Origin of the sequence: Brotocaccenecus cirricatena, assembly GCF_020687045.1 — a bacterium.
Lineage (GTDB): Bacteria > Bacillota > Clostridia > Oscillospirales > Oscillospiraceae > Vescimonas > Vescimonas cirricatena.
In genome coordinates this window covers 1-25,638 of record NZ_JAJEPW010000022.1, presented here as the reverse complement: position 1 = coordinate 25,638, position 25,638 = coordinate 1, and the positions used below count along the sequence as shown (strand labels likewise).

26 protein-coding genes are annotated in these 25,638 nt (G+C 61.2%); 11 read left to right on the top strand and 15 right to left on the bottom strand.

Going from position 1 to position 25,638, the window contains the following annotated elements; translation table 11 throughout:
- The first annotated feature begins 7 nt into the window (after positions 1-7).
- Positions 8-577, top strand: a complete 570-nt coding sequence (locus tag LKD37_RS08755; RefSeq protein WP_302928873.1) for an NADH peroxidase — start codon at positions 8-10, stop codon at positions 575-577.
- A 94-nt stretch (positions 578-671) separates the two neighbouring features.
- On the opposite strand, the gene LKD37_RS08750 is transcribed toward LKD37_RS08755, so the two are convergent.
- Entirely contained in the window at positions 672-1,073 is a 402-nt protein-coding gene (locus tag LKD37_RS08750; RefSeq protein WP_302928872.1) for a DUF5684 domain-containing protein, read from the bottom strand.
- 314 nt (positions 1,074-1,387) lie between these two features.
- Between LKD37_RS08750 and LKD37_RS08745 the strand changes: the two genes are divergently transcribed.
- Complete coding sequence (locus LKD37_RS08745) at positions 1,388-2,812, top strand: NCS2 family permease (RefSeq protein ID WP_302928871.1); 1,425 nt, start codon at positions 1,388-1,390, stop codon at positions 2,810-2,812.
- A 214-nt stretch (positions 2,813-3,026) separates the two neighbouring features.
- Here the strand turns inward: LKD37_RS08745 and rnhA are convergent, their stop codons facing one another.
- The 10 genes from rnhA to dnaA form a co-directional block, all read right to left on the bottom strand.
- The gene (gene rnhA, locus LKD37_RS08740) at positions 3,027-3,461 is read right to left on the bottom strand and encodes a ribonuclease HI (RefSeq protein ID WP_302928870.1); all 435 of its coding nucleotides are present in this window, start codon (positions 3,459-3,461) and stop codon (positions 3,027-3,029) included.
- Between the two features lie 12 nt (positions 3,462-3,473).
- Positions 3,474-4,139, bottom strand: coding sequence for a tRNA (N6-threonylcarbamoyladenosine(37)-N6)-methyltransferase TrmO (tsaA, locus tag LKD37_RS08735; RefSeq protein ID WP_302928897.1), 666 nt, complete (start codon positions 4,137-4,139; stop codon positions 3,474-3,476).
- Between the two features lie 5 nt (positions 4,140-4,144).
- Positions 4,145-4,483: a hypothetical protein gene (locus tag LKD37_RS08730; protein WP_302928869.1), complete on the bottom strand. Its 339-nt coding sequence runs from the start codon at positions 4,481-4,483 to the stop codon at positions 4,145-4,147.
- Positions 4,476-6,968, bottom strand: a complete 2,493-nt coding sequence (gyrA, locus tag LKD37_RS08725; RefSeq protein ID WP_302928868.1) for a DNA gyrase subunit A — start codon at positions 6,966-6,968, stop codon at positions 4,476-4,478. Before gyrA ends, LKD37_RS08730 begins: the two co-directional genes overlap by 8 nt.
- Before the next feature lie 53 nt (positions 6,969-7,021).
- The gene (gene gyrB, locus LKD37_RS08720; protein ID WP_302928867.1) at positions 7,022-8,959 is read right to left on the bottom strand and encodes a DNA topoisomerase (ATP-hydrolyzing) subunit B; all 1,938 of its coding nucleotides are present in this window, start codon (positions 8,957-8,959) and stop codon (positions 7,022-7,024) included.
- A gap of 86 nt (positions 8,960-9,045) precedes the next feature.
- Positions 9,046-9,303 carry an extracellular matrix regulator RemB gene (remB, locus tag LKD37_RS08715; protein WP_302928866.1) on the bottom strand — a complete coding sequence of 86 codons (258 nt, stop codon included), beginning with the start codon at positions 9,301-9,303 and terminating at the stop codon, positions 9,046-9,048.
- Positions 9,303-10,406 (bottom strand): DNA replication/repair protein RecF, encoded by a 1,104-nt coding sequence (gene recF, locus LKD37_RS08710; RefSeq protein ID WP_302928865.1) that lies wholly within the window; start codon positions 10,404-10,406, stop codon positions 9,303-9,305. Before recF ends, remB begins: the two co-directional genes overlap by 1 nt.
- Positions 10,396-10,611 (bottom strand): RNA-binding S4 domain-containing protein, encoded by a 216-nt coding sequence (locus LKD37_RS08705; RefSeq protein ID WP_302928864.1) that lies wholly within the window; start codon positions 10,609-10,611, stop codon positions 10,396-10,398. Before LKD37_RS08705 ends, recF begins: the two co-directional genes overlap by 11 nt.
- Before the next feature lie 5 nt (positions 10,612-10,616).
- Positions 10,617-11,726 (bottom strand): DNA polymerase III subunit beta, encoded by a 1,110-nt coding sequence (gene dnaN / locus LKD37_RS08700; protein ID WP_302928863.1) that lies wholly within the window; start codon positions 11,724-11,726, stop codon positions 10,617-10,619.
- 251 nt (positions 11,727-11,977) lie between these two features.
- Positions 11,978-13,294: a chromosomal replication initiator protein DnaA gene (dnaA, locus tag LKD37_RS08695; RefSeq protein ID WP_302928862.1), complete on the bottom strand. Its 1,317-nt coding sequence runs from the start codon at positions 13,292-13,294 to the stop codon at positions 11,978-11,980.
- A 411-nt stretch (positions 13,295-13,705) separates the two neighbouring features.
- On the opposite strand from dnaA, the gene rpmH reads away from it, so the two are divergent.
- The 6 genes from rpmH to buk all read left to right on the top strand — a co-directional run bounded on the left by rpmH (position 13,706) and on the right by buk (position 17,756).
- Positions 13,706-13,840, top strand: a complete 135-nt coding sequence (rpmH, locus tag LKD37_RS08690) for a 50S ribosomal protein L34 (RefSeq protein WP_022177199.1) — start codon at positions 13,706-13,708, stop codon at positions 13,838-13,840.
- A gap of 120 nt (positions 13,841-13,960) precedes the next feature.
- A complete protein-coding gene (rnpA, locus tag LKD37_RS08685; RefSeq protein ID WP_302928861.1) occupies positions 13,961-14,308 on the top strand; it encodes a ribonuclease P protein component in 348 nt (115 codons plus the stop codon).
- Complete coding sequence (yidD, locus tag LKD37_RS08680; protein ID WP_302928860.1) at positions 14,305-14,514, top strand: membrane protein insertion efficiency factor YidD; 210 nt, start codon at positions 14,305-14,307, stop codon at positions 14,512-14,514. The genes rnpA and yidD overlap by 4 nt, the downstream gene beginning before the upstream one ends.
- Before the next feature lie 45 nt (positions 14,515-14,559).
- Complete coding sequence (locus tag LKD37_RS08675) at positions 14,560-15,654, top strand: YidC/Oxa1 family membrane protein insertase (protein ID WP_302928859.1); 1,095 nt, start codon at positions 14,560-14,562, stop codon at positions 15,652-15,654.
- 22 nt (positions 15,655-15,676) lie between these two features.
- A complete protein-coding gene (gene jag / locus LKD37_RS08670) occupies positions 15,677-16,471 on the top strand; it encodes an RNA-binding cell elongation regulator Jag/EloR (protein WP_302928858.1) in 795 nt (264 codons plus the stop codon).
- Positions 16,472-16,688: 217 nt separating this feature from the next.
- A complete protein-coding gene (buk, locus tag LKD37_RS08665) occupies positions 16,689-17,756 on the top strand; it encodes a butyrate kinase (RefSeq protein WP_302928857.1) in 1,068 nt (355 codons plus the stop codon).
- Positions 17,757-17,822: 66 nt separating this feature from the next.
- On the opposite strand, the gene LKD37_RS08660 is transcribed toward buk, so the two are convergent.
- Entirely contained in the window at positions 17,823-19,238 is a 1,416-nt protein-coding gene (locus LKD37_RS08660) for a MerR family transcriptional regulator (RefSeq protein WP_302928856.1), read from the bottom strand.
- Between the two features lie 62 nt (positions 19,239-19,300).
- Positions 19,301-20,050, bottom strand: a complete 750-nt coding sequence (locus LKD37_RS08655) for an exodeoxyribonuclease III (protein WP_302928855.1) — start codon at positions 20,048-20,050, stop codon at positions 19,301-19,303.
- 442 nt (positions 20,051-20,492) lie between these two features.
- Here LKD37_RS08655 and metG point away from each other — a divergent pair, with 442 nt between their 5' ends.
- From metG to LKD37_RS08640, 3 genes are all read left to right on the top strand, one after another.
- Positions 20,493-22,457, top strand: coding sequence for a methionine--tRNA ligase (gene metG / locus LKD37_RS08650; protein WP_302928854.1), 1,965 nt, complete (start codon positions 20,493-20,495; stop codon positions 22,455-22,457).
- Positions 22,458-22,569: 112 nt separating this feature from the next.
- A complete protein-coding gene (locus LKD37_RS08645) occupies positions 22,570-23,748 on the top strand; it encodes a helix-turn-helix domain-containing protein (protein WP_302928853.1) in 1,179 nt (392 codons plus the stop codon).
- Between the two features lie 86 nt (positions 23,749-23,834).
- A complete protein-coding gene (locus tag LKD37_RS08640) occupies positions 23,835-25,064 on the top strand; it encodes an MFS transporter (RefSeq protein WP_302928852.1) in 1,230 nt (409 codons plus the stop codon).
- A gap of 54 nt (positions 25,065-25,118) precedes the next feature.
- On the opposite strand, the gene LKD37_RS08635 is transcribed toward LKD37_RS08640, so the two are convergent.
- Both LKD37_RS08635 and LKD37_RS08630 read right to left on the bottom strand, forming a co-directional pair.
- A complete protein-coding gene (locus tag LKD37_RS08635) occupies positions 25,119-25,304 on the bottom strand; it encodes a hypothetical protein (RefSeq protein ID WP_302928851.1) in 186 nt (61 codons plus the stop codon).
- Positions 25,305-25,321: 17 nt separating this feature from the next.
- Positions 25,322-25,638, bottom strand: a 317-nt coding sequence (locus LKD37_RS08630; RefSeq protein ID WP_302928850.1) for a hypothetical protein, incomplete at its 5' end; no start/stop codon positions are given.

Below are 25,638 nucleotides of genomic sequence, written 5' to 3'. Positions count from 1 at the left end.
ATTTACTATGAAAAAGTGGGTCTGTCCTGTTTGCGGTTACGTTCATGAAGGCGAGAATCCCCCGGCCGAGTGCCCGGTGTGCCATGTCAGCGGCGATAAGTTCACCCTGCAGGCCGAGGAAAAGACCTGGGCTGCCGAGCACGTGGTAGGCGTGGGCAAGGTCTTTGGCGAGGATGTTCCCGCCGAGGTCCGCGAGGAGATCATCGCCGGTCTGCGCGCCAACTTCGAGGGCGAGTGCAGCGAGGTGGGTATGTACCTGGCCATGGCCCGTGTGGCCCACCGCCAGGGCTATCCCGAGATCGGCATGTACTGGGAGAAGGCCGGCCTGGAGGAGGCCGAGCACGCTGCCAAGTTCGCCGAGCTGCTGGGCGAGGTGGTCACCGATTCCACCAAGAAGAACCTGCAGATGCGCGTGGACGCCGAGAACGGCGCTACCGCCGGTAAGTTCGAGCTGGCCAAGCTGGCCAAGAAGTACAACCTGGACGCCATCCACGACACCGTCCACGAGATGGCCCGGGACGAGGCGAGACACGGCAAGGCCTTTGAGGGCCTGCTGAACCGGTACTTCGGGAAATAAGGAATTGCATAAAAAGGGGAGAGGCTGCAAGCCTCTCCCCTTTTTATGCAATCAAGCGTCAAAAAGCTCCGGTCGGGCCGGAGCTTTTTGATATTTACCGGTCGTTCTGGTCGCCGGACACGGCATCCCTGGCCTTGTTGACCACGTCCTCCACCATGTCGGGCTGGGTGTTGGTATAGCTGCCGTCCATATACTGAGCCCCGCCAAAGGCCAGGATCAGGTTGAACACGAAGGGCAGCAGCAGCAGACCGATGGCAAAGCCCACGCCCTGGTTGAAGGCCTTGGCCAGGTCCACCATCATCTTGATGGCGAAATAGATGTTGTAGAAGGGGATCAGCAGCAGCAGGAACTTCCAGCCGTTGCCGTACAGCACCTTGCACAGAACATAGGTGCTGTAGATGGGGACGATGCCCTCCCAGCCCTGGCGGCCCATCTTCTTGAAGATCATCCAGGAACCCACCATGGACAAAATCGCTCCGATAATTTCCAAAAGCATAATTTGTTCTCCTTTTTCTCTTATTCTCTCTGTAACAATATACACTCGTTACAAGCTCAGTATAACAGAAATTCCCCAAAAAGCAAGAAAATTCGATTCATCGAACAGCAGAATTCTGCGGTGCGTTCAAGGCGATGCTTTATCTCGCTGTTTCCACAAAAAAACCGGCTCATTTCCCGGCAAGAGTCACAAATTTCGCAGAAGCGGGGAGCTTTTGTCGAAACAGGGGTTGCGGGAAAAGGTACATAATGGTAGAATTGAGTTGCTGCGCCCAGAAGGCGCAGTGGAAAACAATTCAGAAAAGGAGAGAGTTTATGGATCGTTTCTTCCATGTAACCGAAAAAGGCTCCACCATCCGGACGGAGATCATGGCCGGTATCACCACCTTCATGGCTATGGCCTACATTCTGATGGTCAATGCCGGTATGTTCTCGAACCCCTTTGGCGACGGCACAGACGTGCTGGGCGTCAGCTACGGGGCCATTTACGTGGCCACCGCCATTTCCGCCGTGGTGGGCACCCTGCTCATCGGCCTGCTGTCTAACCTGCCTCTGGCGCAGGCCTCCGGCATGGGCCTCAACGCCTATTTCGTCTACACCGTGTGTGTGGGCCTGGGCCTGAGCTATGCCAACGCCCTGGTGCTGGTGCTGTTCGATGGCATCATCTTCGTGCTGCTGACCGTCACCGGTCTGCGCAAGATCATCTTCGACTCCATTCCCCACGAGGTCAAGGTGGCCATCTCCGCCGGTATCGGCCTGTTCATCGCCTTCATCGGCCTGCAGAACGCCGGCATCGTGGTCAACGACGCCTCCACCTGCGTGAACCTGCATTCCTTCAATGTGTTCACCGGCGAGCAGACCTGGGCCACCATCTTCCCCATGCTCATCACCCTGATCGCCGTGTTCGCCATCGGCGCCATGAGCAAGAAGAAGGTCCGCGGCGCGGTGCTGTGGGGTATTCTGGGCGCTGCCGTGCTGTACTATGCCATCGGCCTGATCACCGTTCCCGGCTTCTATGCCTCCGCCGTGGCTCCCAACCTGACCTCCGACTTCTTCGGCGCTTTCCGTGATTTCGGCACCCAGGCCTTCGCCGCGGTGTTCAAGTCCGGCTTTGACTTCTCTGCCTTCATTGCCGCCAACGGCACCGGCGCTTTCGTGGTGATGCTGCTGACCACGATGCTGGCCTTCTGCATGGTGGATATGTTCGACACCCTGGGCACCCTGTACGGCGCCTGCTCTGCCGGCAACATGCTGGATAAGGACGGCAACGTCCCCAACATGGACCGTGCTATGCTGGCCGATGCCTGCGCTACCTGTGCCGGCGCCGTCTGCGGCACCTCCACCGTCACCACCTTCGTGGAGTCCTCTGCCGGCGTGGCCGAGGGCGGCCGCACCGGTCTTGCCTCTATGGCTACCGCGGTGATGTTCTTCATCGCCATGTTCCTGTCCCCCGTGGCCCAGCTGATCCCCACCTATGCCTGCGCCGCGGCCCTGATCTATGTGGGCGTTCTGATGATGTCCAACGTCCGCAACATCAACTGGGACGATCCCGCCGCCGCCGTCACCGGCTTTGTCACCGTGGCCTTCATGCCCCTGACCTACAACATTTCCTACGGTATTGCCTTCGGCCTGATCTCCTACGTTTTCGTGAAGATCTTCACCGGCAAGATCAAGGAGATCAACGTGGGCACCTGGATCATCAGCATCCTGTTCGCCCTGATGTTCTTCCTGACCCGGTAAATCTGACCGCAAAAAATTCCGGTGCTTCGGCACCGGAATTTTTTTCAAACAGAAAACTCCCTCCGCCAGCGGCAGAGGGAGTTTTCTGTGTGTTTGTTAGGAGAGAGAGAAAATCACATAAGGAATGGTTCCTTTGTACAGGTAAAAGAATACCTTGTAAACATGGCGAAATCATGAAATCCACGTGAACTTTTTGTGAACATCGCAGATTTTTTCAGAATTTCTTGCTCTCCGCCACCGCCAGCTGGTCGCAGCGGTTGTTTTTCTCGTTGGAGGCGTGGCCCTTGACCCAGTGATAGTGCACCTCATGCCGGGCGACCAGGGGCAGCAGCTCCTGCCACAGGTCCACGTTCAGGGCGGGCTTTTTGTCGCTTTTAATCCAGCCCTTTTTCTTCCAGCCGTACACCCAGCCCTTGGACAGGGCGTCGATGACGTATTTGGAGTCGGAGTACAGCTCCACCACGCAGGGTTCCTTCAGGCAGGACAGGGCCCGGATGACGCCGGTAAGCTCCATGCGGTTGTTGGTGGTGTCCGCCGCGCCGCCGGACAGCTCCTTTTCCACGCCGTTCCACTCCAGGATGGCCCCCCAGCCCCCGGGGCCGGGGTTGCCGGAGCACGCGCCATCGGTATAGATCGTAACTGTTTTCATAGAATCATCCTGTTATTCCACCGCGATCACGGTGAGACGGTCTCCGTCCACGGTGAATTTCACGTTGCGCCCGGCGAAGGACAGGCCGTATACCCGCTGTGGGTCCTCCTGATACCGGGGCCGGGGATCCCCGGCCAGCACCCCTAAAAGCCCCTCCCGGCTGTCCGCCGGGATATGCTCCAGCAGGGCAGGGGAGCACTCTACCGTCAGCGGCTCATGGGCCAGACCGTCGGTAAAGCCGCCGGCGGCCTGGGGGTGGCTGTCGGTATAGGGGAGATAGGGCTTGATGTCGAAGATCGGCGTCCCGTCCATCAGGTCCGCCCCGGACACATGGAGCACCGGCCCCAGGGCCGGGTCCAGCTCCACCCGGTCCAGCCGCACGGAGGACAGCCCCAGAGCGTTGGGCCGGAAGGGGGAGCGGGTGGCGAATACCCCCATGCGGCGGTTGCCCCCCAGCCTGGGGGGCCGCACCGTTGGGGACCAGCCCTCCCGCACCGCCCGGGAAAACTGCCAGATCAGCCAGATATGGGAGAAGTCCTCCAGGCCCCGGACGGCGTCCGGGTTCCGGTACTCCGGCTCAAAGATCACCCGGCCCCGCAGCTGGGGCACCAGGCCGCTCTGCCGGGGCACGCCGAATTTCTCCGGCAGCTCCGTCCGGATCCGGGCGATGATCTTCATCTCCGTCACAGCTTCCTCCGTCCGGAATCTGTCAGGTGGGCCTTGATATCCTTGGGCAGGCGGCTCATGCGGAACAGCTCCCCCGCCACGATCACCACCATGCCCAGGGCAATGACCACAATGTTCTGCCACTTGATGGCCGTCAGGAACATGGCGCACAGCACCAGCAGCAGCACCCAGTTGACCCGGGCGTTGCGCTCCTCGATGTCCTGCAGCTCCTGGCTTTTCAGATAGATCACGCCGTCATATTCAAATTCCTGGGTCTTGCTGGGGTCATGATACAGCGTCTTGGTGAAATACTGCCATCGGGTCAGGGGGGCGTACATCTCCTTTTTCTTACTCATGGCTCGGCTCCTTTTCGGCGTCCTGCTCCCGGTCCGTCAGGGCCATGGAGATGACGTGGTCGCCCTCTTCCTTAAAGCGCATAACGATAACGCCCTGGGTGGCCCGTCCGGCCACCCGGATGTTCTCCACCGCCGTGCGGATAAGAATGCCTGCCTCCGTCACCAGCAGCAGGTCCTCGGCGCCGTCCACCACCTTGATGCCCACGATGGGGCCGGTTTTCTCCGTGACCATATAGTTGCGGATGCCCAGGCCGCCCCGGGCGGTGATGCGGTATTCCTCCACCGGGGTGCGCTTGCCGAAGCCACGCTCCGTAATGGACAGCACCGTCTTGCCGGGCTGGGCCAAGGCGGCGCCCACCACATAGTCGCCCTCCCGCAGGCGGATGCCCCGGACGCCCACGGCCGTGCGGCCCATGGCCCGGACGTCGGTCTCATCGAAGCAGACGGCCTGTCCGTCGTGGGTGGCGATGAGGATCCGTTCGCTGCCGTGGGTCTCCAACACGTCGATGAGCCGGTCGCCCTCGTCCAGGGTCAGGGCCCGGATGCCGTTGTTGCGGAGGTTCTTCAGGGCCGATACCTCCAGGCGCTTCACGGTGCCGTTGCGGGTAGTCATGAACAAATACAACTGGTCGTCGCCGGTTTCCCGGAAGTGCAGCATAGCCTGGACCCGCTCGCCGGTCTCCACCTGCAGGATGTTCACGATGTTGGTGCCTTTGGCAGCCTTGCCGCTTTCGGGGATGAGATAGCCCTTCTTCTTATACACCTTGCCGGTGTCGGTAAAGAACAGAATATAGTCATGGGTGGAGGCGGTGAACACGTCCACCACGGTGTCCTCGTCCCGGGTGGTGATGCCCTTCTTGCCCATGCCGCCCTTACTCTGGGCCGCATACTCGCTGACGGGGGTGCGCTTGATGTACCCGTTGGCGGTAAGGGTGAAGACGCACTCCTCCTCCTCGATCAGGTCCTCGATGTCGATCTCGTCCTCCACGTCCTGAATCTCCGTCTTGCGGTCGTCGCCGTACTTGTCGGAGATGGCCTGCAGCTCCTCCTTGAGGATGGCCTTCACCAGGTTCTCGTCTCCCAGCACCCGCAGGTAATAGGCGATCTTCTCCTCCAGCTCCTGATACTCGTTCTGGAGCTTTTCCCGGTCCAGCCCCTGCAAAGCCTTCAGACGCATATCCAGAATGGCCTGGGCCTGGACGTCGTCCAGCCCGAAGCGCTGCATCAGGTTCTCCTTGGCATTGTCATAGCTGGTGCGGATGATGCGGATGACCTCATCGATGTTGTCCTGGGCGATCAGCAAACCCTCCAGCAGATGGGCCCGCTCCTGGGCCTTCTTCAGGTCGTATCTGGTGCGGCGGACGATGATCTCCTCCTGGAAGGCCAGGTACTCGTCGATGATATGCCGCAGGGAGAGAATTTTCGGCTGGGACTGGTTCTGGACCAGAGCCAGCATATTGATGGCAAAGGAGCTTTGCAGCTGGGTCTGGGCAAACAGGCGGTTGAGCACCACCTGGGGATTGGCGTCCCGCTTCAGCTCGATGACGATGCGCATACCGTTGCGGTCCGTCTCATCCTGAATGTTGCTGATGCCCTCCAGGCGCTTATCCTCCACCTGGTCGGCCATGTTCTTGATAAGCATCCGCTTGTTCACCTGATACGGCAGCTCCGTGATGATGATGCGGGTGCGGTTGTTGCCGAATTCCTCGAATTCGTGGCGTGCCCGAACCACCACCCGGCCCCGGCCGGTGGCATAGGCGGCCCGGATCCCGGCCCGGCCCATGATGATGCCCTTGGTGGGAAAGTCGGGCCCCTGGACGTGCTCCATCAGGTCCGCCAGGGTGGCATCGGGATTGTCCAGCACGCAGATGCACGCGCCGATGACCTCCCGCAGATTATGAGGCGGGATATTGGTAGCCATACCCACGGCGATGCCGGAGGAGCCGTTCACCAGCAGATTGGGGAACCGGCAGGGCAGCACCCGGGGCTCCTTGCGGCTCTCATCGAAGTTGGGGTCCCAGTCCACGGTGTCCTTTTCGATGTCCCGCAGCATTTCGCCTGCGATCTTGGCCAGCCTTGCCTCGGTGTAACGGTAGGCCGCAGGGGGGTCGCCATCCACGGAACCGAAGTTGCCGTGCCCGTCCACCAGCATATAGCGCATGGAGAAGTCCTGGGCCAGGCGGACCAGGGCGTCATACACGGACGCGTCGCCGTGGGGGTGATACCGGCCCAGCACGTCGCCCACGCAGGTGGCGGACTTCTTGAAGGGGCGGTCCGAAGTCAGGTTGTCCTCATACATGGCGTAGAGAATCCGCCGGTGCACGGGCTTCAGTCCGTCCCGCACGTCGGGCAGGGCCCGGCCCACGATAACGGACATGGCGTATTCAATATAGGATTTTTCCATCTCCGGCACCAGGGACCGCTCCACAATGTGCTGGTCCGGGTACCGCAGCTCCTCAGGGTCGTACTGTGGTTTTTTGCTCATATTTTATTCTCCTTGTGGGGATGGTGAAATTCAAAAATGCAAGCATTTTTGAATCAATAATCCAGATTCACCGCATATTTGGCGTTTTTCTCGATGAACTCCTTTCGGGGCTCCACCTTTTCGCCCATCAGCACCGTAAACGTGGCGTCGGCGGCCACGGCGTCGTCCAGGGTAATGCGGCGCAGGGTGCGCTTCTCCGGGTCCATGGTGGTCTCCCACAGCTCGTGGGGGTTCATCTCGCCCAGGCCCTTAAAGCGGCTGATGTCAATTTTCACGTTGGGGTTGCCGCTGCGCATTTCGGCGGAGATGGCGTCCCGCTCCTCGTCGGTATAGGCCACCCGCTGCTGCTTGCCCCGGGTCAGCTTATACAGCGGCGGCACGGCGGAGTAGACATACCCCTCCTCGATCAGGGGCCGCATGAACCGGAAGAAGAAGGTCAACAGCAGCGTCCGGATATGGGCGCCGTCCACATCGGCATCGGCCATGATGATGATCTTGTGATACCGCAGCCGGTTCAGGTCCAGCTCATCGCCGATCCCGGCGCCCAGGGCCGTGATCACCGGCTGAAGCTTGTCGTTGCCGTAGACCTTGTCCGCCCGGGCCTTTTCCACGTTCAGCATCTTGCCCCACAGAGGCAGGATAGCCTGGAACCGGGAGTCCCGGCCCTGGGTGGCGGAGCCGCCTGCGGAGTCGCCCTCCACGATATAGATTTCCGTCAGCTCAGGGTTATTCTCGTTGCAGTCCCGGAGCTTGTCGGGCATGGCCGCACCGCCCAGGGCAGTCTTGCGGCGGATGGACTCCCGGGCTTTCCGGGCGGCCTCCCGGGCGCGGTTGGCGGTCAGGGCCTTGTCCAGGATGGTTCGGGCCACCACCGGGTGCTCCTCCAGATACACGGACAGCTGATCGGACACCACGTTGTCCACCAGGGTGCGAATGAAGGCGTTGCCCAACTTGGCCTTGGTCTGTCCCTCGAACTGGGCCTCCGTCAGCTTCACGGAGATCACGGCGGTAATGCCCTCCCGGACATCCTCGCCGGAGACCTTGTCACCCTCCTTGATCATGCCGTATTTCATGCCGTAGGCATTGAGCACCCGGGTCAGGGCCGTTTTGAAGCCCGTCTCATGCATGCCGCCCTCGGGGGTGTGAATGTCGTTGGCGAAGGACACCAGCGTCTCGTTATAGCTGTCGTTATACTGCAATGCCACCTCGGCGGTGCTGTCGCCCTTGGCCCCCGCCAGATAGATGACCTCCTCGTGCAGAGGGGTCTTGTTGCGGTTGAGCCAGGTGACAAACTCCCGGATACCGCCCTCATAACACATGGAGTCGCTCTGCTCCTGGCCGGGCCGGGCGTCGGTGATGGTGATGCGCAGGCCCGCATTCAGGAAGGCCTGCTCCCGCATGCGGGTGTGCAGGGTCTCATAGTCGTATACCAGGGTGTCGAACATCTCCGGGTCCGGCTTGAAGGTCACGGCGGTGCCAGTGCCGGTGGTCTCGCCCAGCACCGTCATCTCCTGGGTGATGCCGCCCCGGGAGAACTTCATCTCGTAAATTTTACCGTCCTTCTGGACCTGCACCTCCAGCCATTCGGACAGGGCGTTGACTACGGAGGCGCCCACGCCATGGAGGCCGCCGGAGACCTTATAGCCCCCGCCGCCGAACTTGCCGCCGGCGTGCAGAACAGTGTAAACCACCTCCAGGGCCGGCCGGCCGGTCTGCTTCTGGATATCCACGGGGATACCGCGGCCATTGTCGGTGACGGTGATGGTGTCGCCGGGGTTGATGGTGACGGTGATCTCCGTGCAGTATCCGGCCAGGGCCTCGTCGATGGCGTTGTCCACGATCTCATACACCAGATGGTGCAGGCCAGAGGCCGACGTGGAGCCGATATACATGCCGGGCCGCTTGCGTACCGCCTCCAGCCCCTCCAGCACCTGGATTTCCGAGGCGTCATAGGTGGTGTCCACGGCGGTGACTTTTTCCAGTTCGCTCATTGGGTCATCTTTCCTTTCCTTGGGTCTTTCCTGTCATTCCCGGGAACCCGGTGTCTGCCGATCTCCCGGCAATGACAGGGAATTCTTTACTTCTTTTCCGCTCTTTTCACCAGCGTCTGGGTATTCAGCTGGGAAATATATACGATCTGCCGGTGATACGGATGGTCGCACACCAGAAACGACTTGGGAATGTCGTCGCACACCGGCAGCACCACGCTGTCCTTTTCCGCCTGGTCCAGAAACCGCCGGGTCTGGGGGGACTGGGACGTAATGTCCAGGTCGAATATGCCGATGATGTGCCGGTCGTTGACCATCACGTTCTGGCCGATATGCAGAAAGCCCATCACAGCACCCTCCCTTCCCGGATGTGGTATACCCGGCCGGACAGCAGGGCGTCCAGCCGGTCGTTTTCGCAGCAGGTGATGAACACCTGTCCCCCGGCGATGCGGTTGAGGACATACTCCTGCCGCCTGGGGTCCAGCTCCGACAGCACGTCGTCCAGCAGCATCACCGGGTACTCGCCGATGGCGTTTTTGTGGATCTCCCGGTCCGCCAGCTTCAGGCTCAGGGCCGCCGTCCGCACCTGGCCCTGGGAGCAGAAGTGCCGGGCCTCCAGCCCGTTGACCGTAACGGCAATGTCGTCCTTATGGGGGCCGGACAGGCACAGCCGGGAGGCCAGCTCCGCCTGATAGTGCCGGGCCTGGTGCTCCTCCAGGGCCCCGGCGATATCCTGCACCGGACCCAGAGGGTCCTCCACGGTTTTCACCGTCTGATAGGTCAGGGCCAGCTCCTCCCGCTCCCCGGAGCACTCCCAGTGGGCTCTCTGGGCGTGGACCGCCAGCGCCTGGACATACCGGGCCCGATAGCTGATCAGCACCGCCCCCACCTGGCACAGCCGGTGGTTGAAGTCCGGCAGGGTGTCCAGCAGCTGGGGATATTCGTCGCTGTCCCGCAGGATCCGGGTCTTGTGTTCATACAGCCGCCCGTATTCCGCCAGGGCCTCGGCATACCTGGGCCGCAGCTGGCACAGGGACATATCCATGAACCGCCGCCGGGCCGCCGCTCCCTCCCGGATGAGAAACAGGTCCTCCGGAGAGAAAAACACCGTGTGCAGCACCTGAGACAGGTCGCCACCGTTTTTGGCGGCCACACCGTTGACGGTCATCTTCCGCCTTCGGCCCCGGTTCAGGAGAATTTCCGTTTCAAACTCCCGCTCCCGGGCCTGAATATGCCCCACCAGCCGGGCCCGGTCCCGGTCAAAGCCGATGAGTTCCCGGTCCGCGTGGGTACGGGGACTGCGGCCGCAGGACAGATACACAATGGCCTCCAGCAGGTTGGTCTTTCCCTGGGCATTTTCGCCGTATATGACGTTGCAGCTTCCGTCGAAGGTCAGCTGCTGGCTGTCGTAATTGCGGAAGCCCTCCAGCAGCAGGCGGTCAATCTGCATACTGCACGCCGCAGCGCCGCCCCAGGGCCTCCACCACGTCGCCGGGGCGGAGCTTCTTTCCCCGCATGGTGCACACCTCGCCGTTGACCAGGACCTCTCCCTCCTGAACCAGCAGCTTGGCCTCGCCGCCGGTGGCGGTGATGGCCGCCAGCTTCAGAAGGTCCTGGAGCTTGATATGCTCCGTGGTAATGGTAATCATTTCCATATCTATCACGCTTTCAGCCGCACCGGCAGCACCATATAAAGGAAGCTCTCCTCTCCGTCTGCGGGCACGATCACCGCCGGAGAGATGCTGGTGTTCAGCTCCAGGGTCACGGAGTCCGCCGGAGCATAGCGCAGGGCGTCCATGAGATAGCGGTTGTTGAAGCCGATCTCCAGGCCATTTCCGTCGCCGTCCAGGGGGCAGATGTCCTTGGCCTCGCCGGCGCCGGTTTTGGCGGACAGCAGCACCCGGCCATTTTCAAACACGCAGCGCACCGGGCTCTTGAGCTTTTCGCTGATGACCACGCTGACCCGGTCCAGGCTCCCCAGCATGGTCTTGGTGTCCACCGTCAGGCGGATGGGATTATTCCGGGGGATGGCGTTTTTATAGTCCAGGAAGTCCCCCTCCAGGCGGCGGCAGATCAGCTGGGTGGCCCCGGCTTCAAACAGCAGGTGGCGCTTGCCCTGGATAATGGTGACTTTTTCGTCGGAATCCTCGCAGATTTTCTCCACCTCGTTCAGAGCGGAGCCGGGGGCCACAAATTTGAAGGCGCCGCCCTCGGCCCGGTCCAGAGGCTCCCGGCGCAGGGCCAGACGGAAGCCGTCCACGGACACCACCGTCAGATCCTGGTCGCCTACCTCAAACAGGGAGCCGGTATGGACGGGGCGGCTCTCGTTGGTGGACACGGCGAAGCTGGTCTGGTTGATCATGGCCTTCAGGGTACCCTGTCGGATGTCCACGGAAAACTGGTCATCCACCTCCGGCAGCTCCGGATAGTCGTCGGCGGACAGGCCCAGAATCTCAAAGCTGGCGTCGCCGCAGGTCAGATGGACGGACAGATTTTCATCCGCCGCAAACACGATCACATCGTCCGGCATTTTCCGGATCATCTCGCCGAACAGCCGGGCGCTGAGGACGATGCGGCCCGGGGACTGGACCTGGGCGTCCACGATGGTGCGGATGCCGGTCTGCATGTTGTAGCCGGACAGGGTCAGGGTATCGCCCCCCTCCAGCAGGATCCCCTCCAGGGCCGGAATGGAGCTTTTGGCGGCTACCGCCCGGGAGGTGGTGTTGACGGCGCTTTGCAGCAGCGCCTTTTCACAGGAAAATCGAAGCATAGAGACGCGTTCCTTTCTTTCAGAATGAAAAGTGACTCCGTTCTCCCAAAGAGAACAAAAAGATATCTTATTTTTAGTAACAGTCGCCGTAGGGAAAATTTATGTGGAAAAGTGCCGAAGGGCCTGAAATCAGCGGATTCTTTCTCCACACCCGGGTGGGGAGAGAGGGAGGGAGTTTTCCACCGGAAAATCCAGGGTCCGGTACTCCACAGGTTTTCCCCGTGGAATCCACAGAGATTGTGGAAAGAGGGTTACTTCTTGTTGTTGATGTTGGTGGTGATCTCCTTGACCTTTTCGGCGTAGGCCGGGTCGGAGCGCATTTTCTTTTCCACCTGGTCCAGGGAGTGCAGCACCGTGGTGTGGTCCCGGTCGCCGAACTCCTTGCCGATGTCGTTGAGGGAGAGGTTGGTCATCCGGCGGATCAGATACATGGCGGTCTGCCGGGCCTCCATCAGGTCCCGCTTCCGGCCCTGGCCCCGGACCTGCTCCTCGTCCACGTCGTAATAGCGGCAGATATACTCGATGATCAGGCTTGGCGACGGCACGAACTCGTTGTATTTCTTCAGCATGTCCTTTACGGCCCGGCTGACGGCCTCGCCGTCCACCTGGTTGCCCAGCAGGTCCCGATAGGCCAGGAGCTTGTTCAGGGCGCCCTCGATCTGGCGGACGTTGGCGGTGAGGTTTTCGGCGATGAAGCTGCTGATATCGTCCGGCAGCTGTACCCCCAGCAGGGCGGCCTTGTTTTTGATGATGGCGAGCCTTGTCTCAAAGTCCGGCGGCGCCACATCCACCATCAGGCCCCACTCGAACCGGGTCTGAAGCCGGTCCTCCAGCTGGGTCATCTCCCGGGGAGGACGGTCCGAGGTCAGCACGATCTGCCGCCCGGATTCGTACAGAGTGTTGAAGGTGTGGAAGAATTCCTCCTGGGTCTGCTTCTTGCCGGCGATGAACTGGATATCGTCCACCAGCAGCAGGGTGGACTGGCGGTATTTCTCCCGGAATTCGGCGTTTTTTCCCTCCCGGATGGAGGCGATCAGTTCGTTGGTGAAATCGTCGCCCTTGATGTACACGATGCGGGCCTCCGGCTGCCGCTGGCGGACCTGGTGGGCGATGGCGTACAGCAGGTGGGTCTTGCCCAGACCGGAGTCGCCATAGATGAACAGGGGGTTATAGTGCTCCGCAGGCTTTTCGGCCACGGCCCGGGCGGCGGCATAGGCCATCTTGTTCTGGGGACCCACCACATAGGTGCCGAAGGTGAAGGCGTCGGACTCCAGCAGGGAGCCGGGCCGGTCCGGAGCCACCCCGTGATAGGCGGAAAGCTGCTGATCGTCCAGAATTTTTACCTCCAGGTCGGAGGAGAAGATGTCCTTCAGCGCGGCCTTGATATGGCTCATGAACCGGGCCTCAATGGTGGATTTTTTGAAGGAGTTGCTGCAATGGAGCACAAAGGCGGAGTCCTCCATGGTCACCACCTCCACCTCGTCGAACCAGGTGTTGATGGTGGTTTCCGACAGCTGGGACCGCAGCCGGTCCAGCACGTTTTTCCATACGTCTGCGATTGAATTCAATGAAAGCGCCCCTTTCCCGCGGATCATGCGTTTTTCTCTCTCTGTTTCAGGCAAAATAACACCTTACATTATATCAAATCAGCGCCGGAAAGTCCACACATATACTAATACTAAGTATAAAATTTTTTTCTTCTCCCTAAACAGATTCCGGAAGAAAATACGCCCATTTCCGGCGTATTTTCCGAAAAATGGGCCGAATGGAGTACCCGAAGCGTCCAAAATGCCCTTTTCGTGGAAAATGCAGATTTCTGTTGACAGCGGGGCCGGGATTCTGTATAATGTTTACCATGCCGTTTTGCGGCATCCGCTTTGTCAACTGCGGCCGCGGGGGACAAGTCCTCCGCCCGCCGTCGAGTATGTGCGGCAGCTTCGATCTGCCGCCGGATTTTTACAAAATGGAGGTGTCATGCAATGTTCCGTACCTATCAGCCCAAGAAGCGCCAGCGCTCCAAGGAGCACGGCTTCCGCAAGAGAATGGCCACCAGCAACGGCCGTAAGGTTCTGGCCCGCCGCCGCGCCAAGGGCCGCGCTCGCCTGACCCATTGAGGTCGCGGAAAGTGCATCGCGCATAAAGGATAGACCAGGGACGGTGGAAGGGAAAACTGCCGTCCCTTTTGGCCTATGCTCATTTCAGCCGCCGCACCGGCGGAGAAGGTGCTTGTTTTCATGAATCCTGCCGTCACGGTAAAAGAGAACTACGAATTCCGCCGGATCTACCGCAAGGGAAAGTCGGCGGTGTCGCCGCAGCTGGTGATCTATTGCCAGCGGAACCGCCGGGGGCTGAGCCGCCTGGGGGTCTCCGTCAGCACGAAGCTGGGCGGCGCCGTGGTCCGCAACCGGGTGAGAAGGCGTATCCGGGAGATTTACCGGCTGAATAAGCCGAAAATGGTCCCGGGATACGACATCATCGTGGTGGCCCGGGTCCGGGCCGTGGAAACCGGCTATCAAAAGCTGGAGAGCACCTATCTGCGCCTTCTGAGGCAATTGAATCTGCTGCGGGAGGACCCGTCATGAAGCGGGCCATCCTGCGGGCCATCCGGTTTTATCAGGCGTCCGTGTCGCCGCTGTTTCCGCCCCGCTGCCGGTATATCCCCACCTGCTCGGAATACGCCCTGCAGGCCGTGGAGAAATACGGGCCGCTGCGGGGCGGCTTTATGGCGCTGCGGCGCTTTCTGCGATGCAATCCCTTCCACAAAGGCGGGTATGATCCTGTTCCCTAAAAACCTCGTTTTTCCCACCCAACAAAAAACGGAGGTAACTACCCCATGTTTGCAACGCTCGGATATTATATCTGCGTTCCCTTTGCCTTCCTGACCCGGCTGTTCTACAGCTGGACCGGGTCCTATGGCGTGGCCCTGATCCTGTTTACCCTGGTGGTGAAGTTGGTGCTGCTGCCCTTCCAGCTCAAGAGCAAGAAGAGCATGCTGCGCATGAACCGCATGCAGGGCAAGCTCAACGACATCAAGACCCGCTATGCCAACAACCAGCAGAAGCAGCAGGAGGCCATGGCGGAGCTGTATGCCAAGGAAGGCATCAACCCCATATCCGGCTGCCTGTGGTCCTTCATTCCCTTCCCCATCCTGATCGCCCTGTACTATATCATCCGCGTGCCCATGCGGTACTTCATGGGCCTGTCCGAGACGGTGATCGCCGAGATCACCACTCTGGCCGGAAGCCTGGGCTTCACCGTGGCCGACGGCAGCCAGGCCTATGAGCAGATCTATCTGGCCAAGTTCATCCACGAGCACTGGACGGAGTTTGCCGGGAAGTTCGACGGCCTCATCGACCTGAACTATAGCTTCCTGCACATTGACCTGGCCAACCGGCCCAGCGACCTGTTCAGCCAGTTCCCCGGCGGCGGCTGGCCCGTGTGGGGCGCCATTCTGCTGCCCATCATTTCCGCCGGCATCCAGTTTGCCATGAGCTTCATCACCATGCGCACCAATGGCTCTGCCCCCAACGGGTCCACCAAGACCATGATGTACATGATGCCCCTGATGACCCTGTGGATGGGCTATATCCTGCCCTCCGCTCTGTGTATCTACTGGATTGCCAACTCCGCGTTCTCCCTGATCCAGGAGGTCACCCTGAACGAGTATTTCAACAAGATTCTGGACCGCGAGGAGACGGAGAAGGAGAAGGCCGCCCGGGAAAAGCGCTATGCCAAGTATCAGCGCCAGAAGGAGCTGATGGCCCAGCAGCAGCTGGCCAACGGCGGCAAGAAGCCCCAGAATCAGCAGGGGAAGAAAAAGCCCTCCGGCGACAAGAAAAAATCCACCGGAAGCAACGAAAACGGCCGCGTGGGCCAGCGTCCCTATGCCAGGGGCCGCGCCTATGACAAGAGCCATTACGATGACTAATGATGACTAAGGAGTTTTGTCTATGAGTTATATTGACGTAACGGGCAAGACCGAGGAGGAAGCCATCCGCAAAGCGCTCCAGCAGCTGCAGATGGACCGCGACGATGTCTCTGTTGAGATTTTGGAGCGGGCCAAGAGCGGCTTTCTGGGCATCGGCAGCAGCCCTGCCCGGGTCCGCGTGACCTATGGTCAGCAGGAGTCCGAGGCTCCCGCCGCCCCGGTCCAGCCGGAGAAGAAACCCGAAAAGAAGCCCGAACCCAAACCCCAGCAGCCCAAGCCCCAGAAGGCCGAGGCTCCCAAGGCCGCCCCCAAGGCTGCGGAGGCCCCCGCCGCCCCGGTTCAGGAGTCCTGCCAGGACGACAACGCCCGCCGCATCACCGAGTTCCTGACGGGCCTGCTGGAGCATATGGACAGCCCTGCCCAGGTGCAGGTCACTGAGACGGAGAAGGGCCGTTACAGCGTGGTGCTGGAGGGCCAGAAGCTGGGCCAGCTCATCGGCCGCCGGGGCGAGACCCTGGATGCCATCCAGCAGCTGACCAACTATGCCGTCAATTCCGGCCGGGAAAAGCGCATCCGCGTCCATGTGGACGCCGAGAACTACCGGGCCAAGCGCGAGCAGAGCCTGGAGTCCCTGGCCCGCAAGGTGGCCGGAAAGGTCACCAAGTATCGCCGCAGCGTCACCCTGGAGCCCATGAACGCCTATGAGCGCCATGTGATCCACGCCGCCCTGCAGGATGTCCCCGGTGTGAACACCTACTCCATCGGCACCGAGCCCAACCGCCGCGTGGTGGTGTCCTACGACCGCGACAAGCGGTAAACGAATACGAAAAAAGAACGCCTGCGGGCGTTCTTTTTTTATGTGATGCCGCCGGACCAAAAAAGAACGGCAAAAATTTAACATTTTTTCGAAATTGTTTCCTTATAGTAGAAAAAGTAGTTTACACGGCTTGACCGACTGTTGTATAATATAGTAAAGTCGTTATCAGGCTGCTTTTTACGGAACAATTCAAAAAAATAACAGGAGGAAAATTCCCATGTCTTACAGAATTCTGGTCGTCAACCCGGGCTCCACGTCCACCAAAATCGGCGTCTATGAGGACGAGAACCTGCTCTTTGACAAGACTCTGCGCCACAGCGCCGAGGAACTCGAAAAGTTTGACTCCATCCCCGCCCAGAAGGACTGGCGGCGCAAGCTGGTGATGAAGGCCCTGGAGGATCAGGGCTTCGATGTGAAGACCCTGTCCGCCGTCTCCGGCCGCGGCGGCCTGCTGGCTCCTATCCGGGGCGGCACCTACGCCGTCAGCGACCGTCTGGTCCGCGACTGCACCGTGGGCGTTCAGGGACAGCACGCCTCCAACCTGGGCGGCATCATCGCCCGGGAGATCGGCGACCGGCTGGGCATCCCCTCCTTCATCGTGGACCCCGTGGTGGTGGATGAGCTGTCCGACGTGGCCCGCTATGCCGGCCATCCCCTGTTCCATCGCACCAGCATTTTCCACGCCCTGAACCAGAAGGCCGTTGCCAAGCGCTATGCCAAGGAGCACGGCAGAAAGTATGAGGACCTGAACCTTATCGTCTGCCACATGGGCGGCGGCTGCTCCATCGGCGCCCACGTCCACGGCAGCGTGGTGGATACCCAGAACGCCCTGGACGGCGACGGCCCCTTCTCCCCCGAGCGGTCCGGCAGCCTGCCCACCGGTCAGCTGGTGAGCCTGTGCTTCAGCGGCAAGTACACCGCCGGCGAGGTCCGCAAGATGCTGGCCGGTCACGGCGGCCTGGTGGCCTATACCGGCTCCAACGATATGCGCGACCTGCTGAAGGCCGCCGCCGAGGGCGACAAGGAGATTGCCGCCACCGTGGATGCATTCCACTATCAGATCGGCAAGGAAGTGGGCGCAATGGCCGCCGTCATGAAGGGCAAGGTGGACCAGATCATTCTCACCGGCGGCATTGCCTACGGTCAGGAGACCGTGGACGCCATCACCGATATGGTGGGCTGGATCGCCCCCATCACCGTGTATCCCGGCGAGGATGAGCTGCTGGCCCTGGCCCAGGGCGCTCTGCGTGTCCTCAACGGCGAGGAGCCTGCCCGGGTGTATTGATTTAACAAGACTGTCAAACGCCATAAAGGCAGCCGCCCGACCCGGGCGGCTGCCTTTTTTCTCTGTTCAGTTCCACACGATGTCAAAGGCGGCGGTGAAGCCGCAGGAGGCGTCGTGGGAAATCAGCATGCCGGTGCTGCGATCCACCACATAGCCATAGCAGGTGACGGTGACGGAGGTGCGGGCGTCCTCCGTCTCAAACACAAAGCCCTGGTCCCAGCGGTCATTGACCAGCGCCGCCATATCCTGGGCAGAGGCGTCCTGGCTGGCCAGCATGGCCAATAGAAGCGGCTGGATAAAGGCAGTGCTGGCATAGACGAGGTCCGGGGCGGAGGACGGGTCCCCGCTGCCCTGGGTGGTATAGGAGCACCGGAACCTCACGGCGGTCAGGTATCCGTTGGCGTCTGTCTCATATTTCAGGCGGCTTGGAAAGGCGTTTTCCAGGGTGGCCGCATATCCCCGGAGTGAATCCCGTACCCATGTGCCGTTGGAGCGCATCCGCAGAGGGGAGTCCGTGGCCTGGGCCATCTGGTTGAAGTTTTCCGCAAACTCCTCCACCGTCAGCCGCCCGCTGTTAGCAGGCATCAGAAGAATGTTGCTGCCGCCGATTATGGCCAGGATCACCAGCCCCCAGGCTACGGGAAGCAGCGCCCACCGCCACCAGGGAATGTCCCGGCTCTGGCACAGGAGCTCTCCCTCCCAGGGCATCTTCAGGCCGTCCCGGCAGTCCAGATAGCTTCTGCGCAGCCGCCATAGCCGCAGAACGGGAATGTACAGGGCGATCCCGTATACCACGGCCATGGCCGTGTAGGCGTAGGCCTGGCCCCAGGTGGGGCGCCGGCCGTCCGGCTGTTCCACCGTCAGCCCCAGCAGCAGCTTGCCCGGCGTGACGCCCCACAGGTGCAACAGCACCGGCTCCACCCCCAGCATCAGCAGCAGGCTTCCCACATAGGTCAGCAGGGAGAACCCCGGGGTCTGGGGCGCGATCCGCCCCAGCATCAGCGCCAGGGCCACGGCGGAGGAGCACAGGAGCATATCCAGCCCCCGGGCCAGAAACCGCCGCCAGGGGCAGGGATCCTGACGGTCCGTCCGGGCTGCGGCAGCGGCCGCCTGGGGCGGCGTGTACAGAAGCCGCCAGTATTTCTCCGCGTCCAGGGTGTCATAGCAGGCGTGGTCGGCCTGCATGGCCCGGCACACGGACTGATCCGTCCGGGCCTGCTCCTCCCGGCGGCGCAGGGCCGCCAGCCGCTGGGACAGAGCCTCGGACAGGGACAGCTTCCCGGCCTGCATGGCCCGGATCTCCTCGATGGGCACGTCCAGCCGCCGCAGCAGGCGGATGCGCAGCAGGGTCTCCAGGTCATCGGGGCTGTAGTCCCGATAGCCGTTTTTCCGCCGGGCCGGATGCACCAGCCCCTCCTGTTCATAGTATCGGATGTTGGCCCGGGACAGCCCGGTGCGCTGCTCTACGTCCTTGATATGCATGGCGTTGCCCTCCTTTTATCCGCAGTATAAGGGGTAAAGGGACTTGACAGTCAAGCTTTTTTTCAGGAAATTTCCAGAACCACCGGGCAGTGGTCGCTGCCGTACACCTCCGTGCGGATGGCGGCGCCCGTCACCCGGGGCAGCAGACGCCGGGACACGATGAAATAGTCGATGCGCCACCCCACGTTCTTCTCCCGGGCGTGGAAGCGGTAGCTCCACCAGGAATAGGTGACCTCCTCCGGGTGCAGGGTCCGGAAGGTGTCGGCAAAGCCCGAGGACAGCAGGGCGGTCATCTTCTCCCGCTCCTGGTCGGTGAAGCCCGGGTTCATCCGGTTGGTCTTGGGGTTTTTCAGGTCCATCTCCTGGTGGGCCACGTTCAGGTCGCCGCAGTAGACCACGGGCTTTGTCCGGTCCAACTCCATCAGATAGGCCCGCAGGTCGTCCTCCCACTGCATCCGGTAATCCAGCCGCTTCAGCCCGTCCTGGCTGTTGGGGGTATAGCAGCACACCAGATAGAAATCCGGGTATTCCGCGGTGATGACCCGGCCCTCGTGGCGGTGGATGTCATCGCCGAAGCCGAACACCACCGAAAGCGGCTCCTGCCGGGTCAGAACGGCGGTGCCGGAATAGCCCTTCTTCTCGGCGGAGTAAAAATACCGGTGATAGCCCTCCAGCTCAAACACCGCCTGCTCCGGCTGCAGCTTGGTCTCCTGCAGGCATATCACGTCCGGGTCCTCATTTTTCACATATTCCAGAAAGCCCTTGGTCAGGCATGACCGCAGGCCGTTGACGTTCCAGCTTACCAGCTTCATGGCGCTCTCCCTTCGTTTTTTTCTGTATCATACCACAAACCGGGCCATAATCCAAGAAAATCATTGACAAACCCCGCCGCCGGGGATAAGATAGGGATAAATCGGCGTGGATGGGAAGAGTACCCGGTTCAGCCTCCGTCACAAGAGAGTCCGGCAAGGTGAAAGCGGACACGGGGGACCCGGCGAACATGGCCCCGGAGCCGTCCGGCCCAGCGCGGGCGCGTGAAGCCGGACCGGGTGTGCCCGTTACAGCGCGGGGACGTGTCGGCGTCCCATGAGGCCGCCTCCTGAGGGAGCGCGGCGAAGCAAGGTGGTACCGCGGTGCGCTGCATCGCCCTTGGCAGTCAGCCGGGGGCGTTTTTTGTTTGCCCGGCCGCCTGAAAAACGCCAAAATATTAAGCCGCTCTTCCATTCGGAGCGGCGGAAAAGGAGATAGATCCCCATGGAAAAGCAGAAATTCTATATCACCACACCCATTTACTACCCCTCGGACAAGCTGCACATCGGCCACACCTACTGCACCGTGGCCACCGACGCCATGGCCCGCTATAAGCGGCTCACCGGCTGCGACGTGCTGTTCCTGACGGGCACCGACGAGCACGGCCAGAAGATCGAGGACAAGGCCAAGGCCGCCGGAAAGACCCCCAAGGAGTTCCTGGACAACATCGTGGAGGGTCCCCAGGGCATCCTGGACCTGTGGAAGCTGATGAACATCTCCAACGACCGCTTCATCCGCACCACCGACGATTACCACTGCGCCTCTATCCAGAAGATCTTCCGTAAGATGTACGAAAAGGGTGACATCTATAAGGGCACCTATAAGGGCAAATACTGCAAGCCCTGCGAGAGCTTCTGGACCGAGAGCCAGCTGGTGGACGGCAAGTGCCCCGACTGCGGCCGGGAGGTCATGGACGCCGAGGAGGAGGCCTATTTCTTCCGCCTGAGCAAGTACGCCGACCGGGTCCGCCACCTGCTGGAGGACACCGACTTCCTACAGCCCCGCTCCCGGGTCAACGAGATGGTCAACAACTTCATCAAGCCCGGCCTGGAGGACCTGTGCGTCAGCCGCACCAGCTTCTCCTGGGGCATCCCCGTGGACTTTGACCCGGGCCATGTGGTATACGTCTGGGTGGACGCTCTGTTCAACTACACCACCGCCCTGGGCTTTATGAACGACCGATATCACGATTACGACAAGTATTGGCCCGCCGACGTCCACTTTGTGGGCAAGGAGATCGTCCGCTTCCACTCCATCATCTGGCCCGCCATGCTCATGAGCATGGATATGCCCCTGCCCAAGCACGTGTACGGCCACGGCTGGCTGGTGATGGACGGCGGCAAGATGTCCAAGTCCAAGGGCAACGTGGTGGACCCCTATGTCCTGGCGGAGAAGTTCGGCGTGGACGCCCTGCGCTTCTTCCTGCTGCGGACCTTCCCCTTCGGCTCCGACGGCAACTTCTCCAACGAGCTGCTGATCCAGACCATCAACATGGACCTGGCCAACGACCTGGGCAACCTGGTCAGCCGCACCACCGCCATGGTGGAAAAGTATTTCGGCGGCACCCTGCCCACCGAGCGCCTGGATACCAACGCCGACGACGATCTGAAGCAGATGGTCTCCACCCTGCGGGACCGCTATGAGGCGGAGATGGAGCACTTCCAGTTCCAGAACGCCCTGGAGCAGGTGTTCAAGACCATCCAGCGGGCCAACAAGTATATCGACGAGAACGCCCCCTGGACCCTGGCCAAGGACCCCGCCAACCGGGCCCGCCTGGCCACGGTTATGTATAACCTGCTGGAAACCATCCGCATCTGCGCCGTGCTGCTGACTCCCTTCATTCCCGACAGCGCCGAAAAGATCTTTGACCAGATCGGTGCCTGCCCGTGCTGCCGCACCTGGGAAAAGGCCAACGTGTGGGGTAGCCTGCGCCCGGACGTCACCGTTCATAAGGGCGAGGCCCTGTTCCCCCGCATCGACGCCGAGAAGGCCCTGGCCGAGCTCAACGCCATCCAGGAGGCCCAGCGCAAGGCGGCTCTGCCTGCCCTGGAGCTGGAGCCCTACAGCCAGGAAAACGTGGATTTTGACACCTTCTGCAAGTCCGATTTCCGGGCCGTGAAGATCAAGAACTGCGAGGCCGTGAAAAAGAGCGACAAGCTGCTGAAGTTCACCCTGGACGACGGCAGCGGCACGGACCGCACCATTCTCTCTGGCATCCATCACTACTATGAGCCGGAACAGCTCATCGGAAAGACCGCCGTGGCGGTTCTGAATCTGCCGCCCCGGAAGATGATGGGCATCCCCAGCTGCGGTATGCTGATCTCCGCCGTCCACAAGGAAAAGGGCGAGGAGAAGCTGCACCTCCTGCTGCTGGACGACTCCATCCCCGCCGGCGCCAAGCTCTGCTGACAACTGCATATAAACTCCCTCCGCCAGCGGCGGAGGGAGTTTGCTTATTCCCAAATGCCCTCGTCTGTGTTACACTGATACATAACGGATGCAAAAAGGGGAGGGGATGCATATGAAGGAACCCTATTCCGCCGGTGCGGCGGCGGTGGGCCTGCGGCTGCGGCAGCAGCGGCTGAAGCGCGGCTGGAGCCAGGAGGGCCTGTGCCGGGACATCTGTGCGGCGTCGTATCTGTCCAAAATCGAACAGGGACAGGTGCAGGCGGCCCCGGAGCTGCTGGAGCTGCTGTTCCGGAGGCTGGAACTGCCCTGGTACGGGGAGAGCCTGCCGGAGCTGGAGCGGCTGGTGGAGCACCGGTATGAATGCCTGCTGGACGGGGATAAGGAGGGCTTCCGGGACAGCCGGGAGATATTCGCGCACGCCCTGGACCGGCTTCTGTCCAGCCCCCTGGCGGCGGACGGCCTGGTGCTGGACGCCATGGACCGGAACGACCCCACGGAGATCCCACCGGCCCTGGAGCCGTATCTGGACCGGCGTCAGCTGGCCATTCTGCGGGTGGTGCAGGACCGGGATGTGGAGGCGGTGCGGCTGCTGCCGGAGGCGTATTGCTATCTCATGGCCGGTATCGCCGGGTATGAGCAGGGCAGCGACTATACCGGTGCCATGGCTCTGCTGCAGCAGGGCTATGACCTGGCGGCCCGGGACGGCCGGGTGCGGCTGATGCTGGAGTGCCGGATGTTCATGGGGAGTCTCTGCTGCAACCAGCTGGACCTGGGTGGCATGGAGGCGCATTATCAGGCGGCGGAGCGTATGGCCCGGGCTCTGGGCCGGGAGGATGATCTGCGGAGCATGGCCTATAACCGGGCGGCCTCCCAGGTGGAGTGCGGCCGGTATCAGGAGGCCTACGGCTATTTTGCCGCCCTGGAGCACCCCCGGGTCATGGAGCTGCACAAGCTGGCGGTGTGCTGCGAGGGGCTGGGCCGGACCCGGGAGGCTCTGGACGCCCTGGACCGGGCGGAGACGGCCCCGGAGGAGTATCCGGACCGGGCTCTGTGTATGCAGCTGTGCGCCGTGGTGAAAATGCGGCTGCGGAACCCGGACTATCTCCGGGACCCGGCCTATGGCCAGGCGCTGTTGGCGGCCTTTGACCGCTGCCGCCGGGAGCTGCCCATCGGATACGCGGCCTTTCACCTGCCCCGGGTACTGGAGTGGCTCACCGCCGGGCGGCAGTATAAGCAGGCCTATGAGCTTCTGCGGGTCTTTCCTATTAAACTGCCTAATCTGCCCGTTTAATGCAGAACTACATGTAAAACTTTCCCAGATATACCCCGTTTTCATTCTCTTACCCTTGTGCTATGATAAAGCGGAGGTGAGAGATCATGCAAACCAAGCTATGGAACCGTAATTTTACCCTGTTGATCGCCGCCACCGGCCTGGGGGCCATCGGCGGCATCGCCGGTGGCTTTGCCATGTCGTTTCTGGTGTTCGACGAAACCGGCAGCACCATGGCCTCGGCCTTGGTGCTGGCAGCCCAGCTGATCCCGGGGTTTCTGCTGCCCCTGGTGATTGCCCCGTGGATGGACCGTATGCCCCGCAAGCCCTTTCTTGTGGGCGGCGACGTCCTCAACGGGATCATGTACCTGCTGCTGGGACTGTATCTACTGCGGGGGGCCTTTTCCTATGTGGGCTATCTGGCCTTTTCCCTGGTGCTGGCCACCCTCAGCTCCTTTGACGAGCTGGCCTACAACAGCATTTTTCCCATGCTGCTGCCGGAGGGCACCCAGCAGAAGGGGTACGCCGTGGCCTCCACCCTGTACCCGGTGCTGCGGGTGGTGATGCTGCCCCTGTCGGCGGTGCTGCTGGACGCGGTGGGCGCGGCGTGGCTGCTGGTGGGGCAGGGGGGACTGTCCCTGTGCGCGGCGGCGGTGGAAAGCGGCATCCGCATACAGGAGCAGCGCCGGCCGTCGGAGGAGGGCTCCGGCCTGAAAACCTGGTGGGCCGATGTAAAGGAGGCCATCCAGTATCTGCGCCGGGAAAAGGGCCTGATGAACATCTACGGCTACATGGCCGTGGCCAACGGCGTAGGCAGCGGCTATTCCCCCATTCTGGTGGCCTTTTTCCGGACCTTCCCCGGCATGACGGCCACCATGTATTCCCTGCTGTCTCTGGCGGAGTTTCTGGGCCGCAGCCTGGGAGGTATGGTGCAGTACCGGACGGAAATTCCGGAGAAGAAAAAGTACGGCTTCGCGTTTCTGGTGTATATGCTGTATGAGACGGTGGATCTGTTCCTGCTGTGGCTGCCGTACCCCCTGATGCTGGTCAGCCGAGGCTTGTGTGGTTTCCTGGGCATCAACAGCGCCACCATGCGCCAGGCGGCGGTGCAGCGGTATATCCCGGACCGGCTGCGGGCACGGGTCAACGCCTTCGAGTCCATGCTCTATACCGGTGCGGCGGCGGTGCTGTCCCTGGTCATCGGGGCCTTGGGTGAGGTGCTGGATTACCGGCTGTGCGTGTCTCTGTGCGGTGGGTTTTCCATGGCCGTGTGCCTGGCCACCATCTGGCGGGGCCGGAAATACGTCCGGGCCGTGTATGAGCGAAGCGGAGAATAAGAGAATTAAAGCCAGAACGGCGGGGCTTCGGCCCCGCCGTTCTTGTTTGTTATGTCACCGGTTGTTCTGATACACGGGACACTTCTTGTACTCCTCGCCGTAGTCGGGGTTGCAGGTGTACTTCACCTGGGGGTCGTTGGTGGCAAAATGCTTGCCGCACAGCTTGCAGACGTACTCGTCGTTGCTGTAGCTGCTGAGGAAGCCCTTGCTGATGTAATCCAGATAGTAGCAGCGCGCCATGTTGTGATCCTCCTTGATTAGAAATATGTTTTCGGCTTCAGCCGCAAAAGAACATGATCGGAGGTGTAGTGAAAAAGAAAATAGATTTCTCCGTCAGAATGGGCATGCTGCTCTCTTCGGCGTACCGCCTCATCCGAAACATCGTATTCTCCGCCCAATACCCGATTAATGGCATTTCCCAAAGCGACCTGCGGGCGCAAAAGAAGTTCATAGTCTCCGTAATGCAGCATGCAGTTGTATACGCGCTGGAGGGTTGCCACTCGGTTTGCAATGAAGTCATATGTCCGGGTGACGCCGTTGGTGCGGCCAGTGACACGGTCATCGTAGACAACGA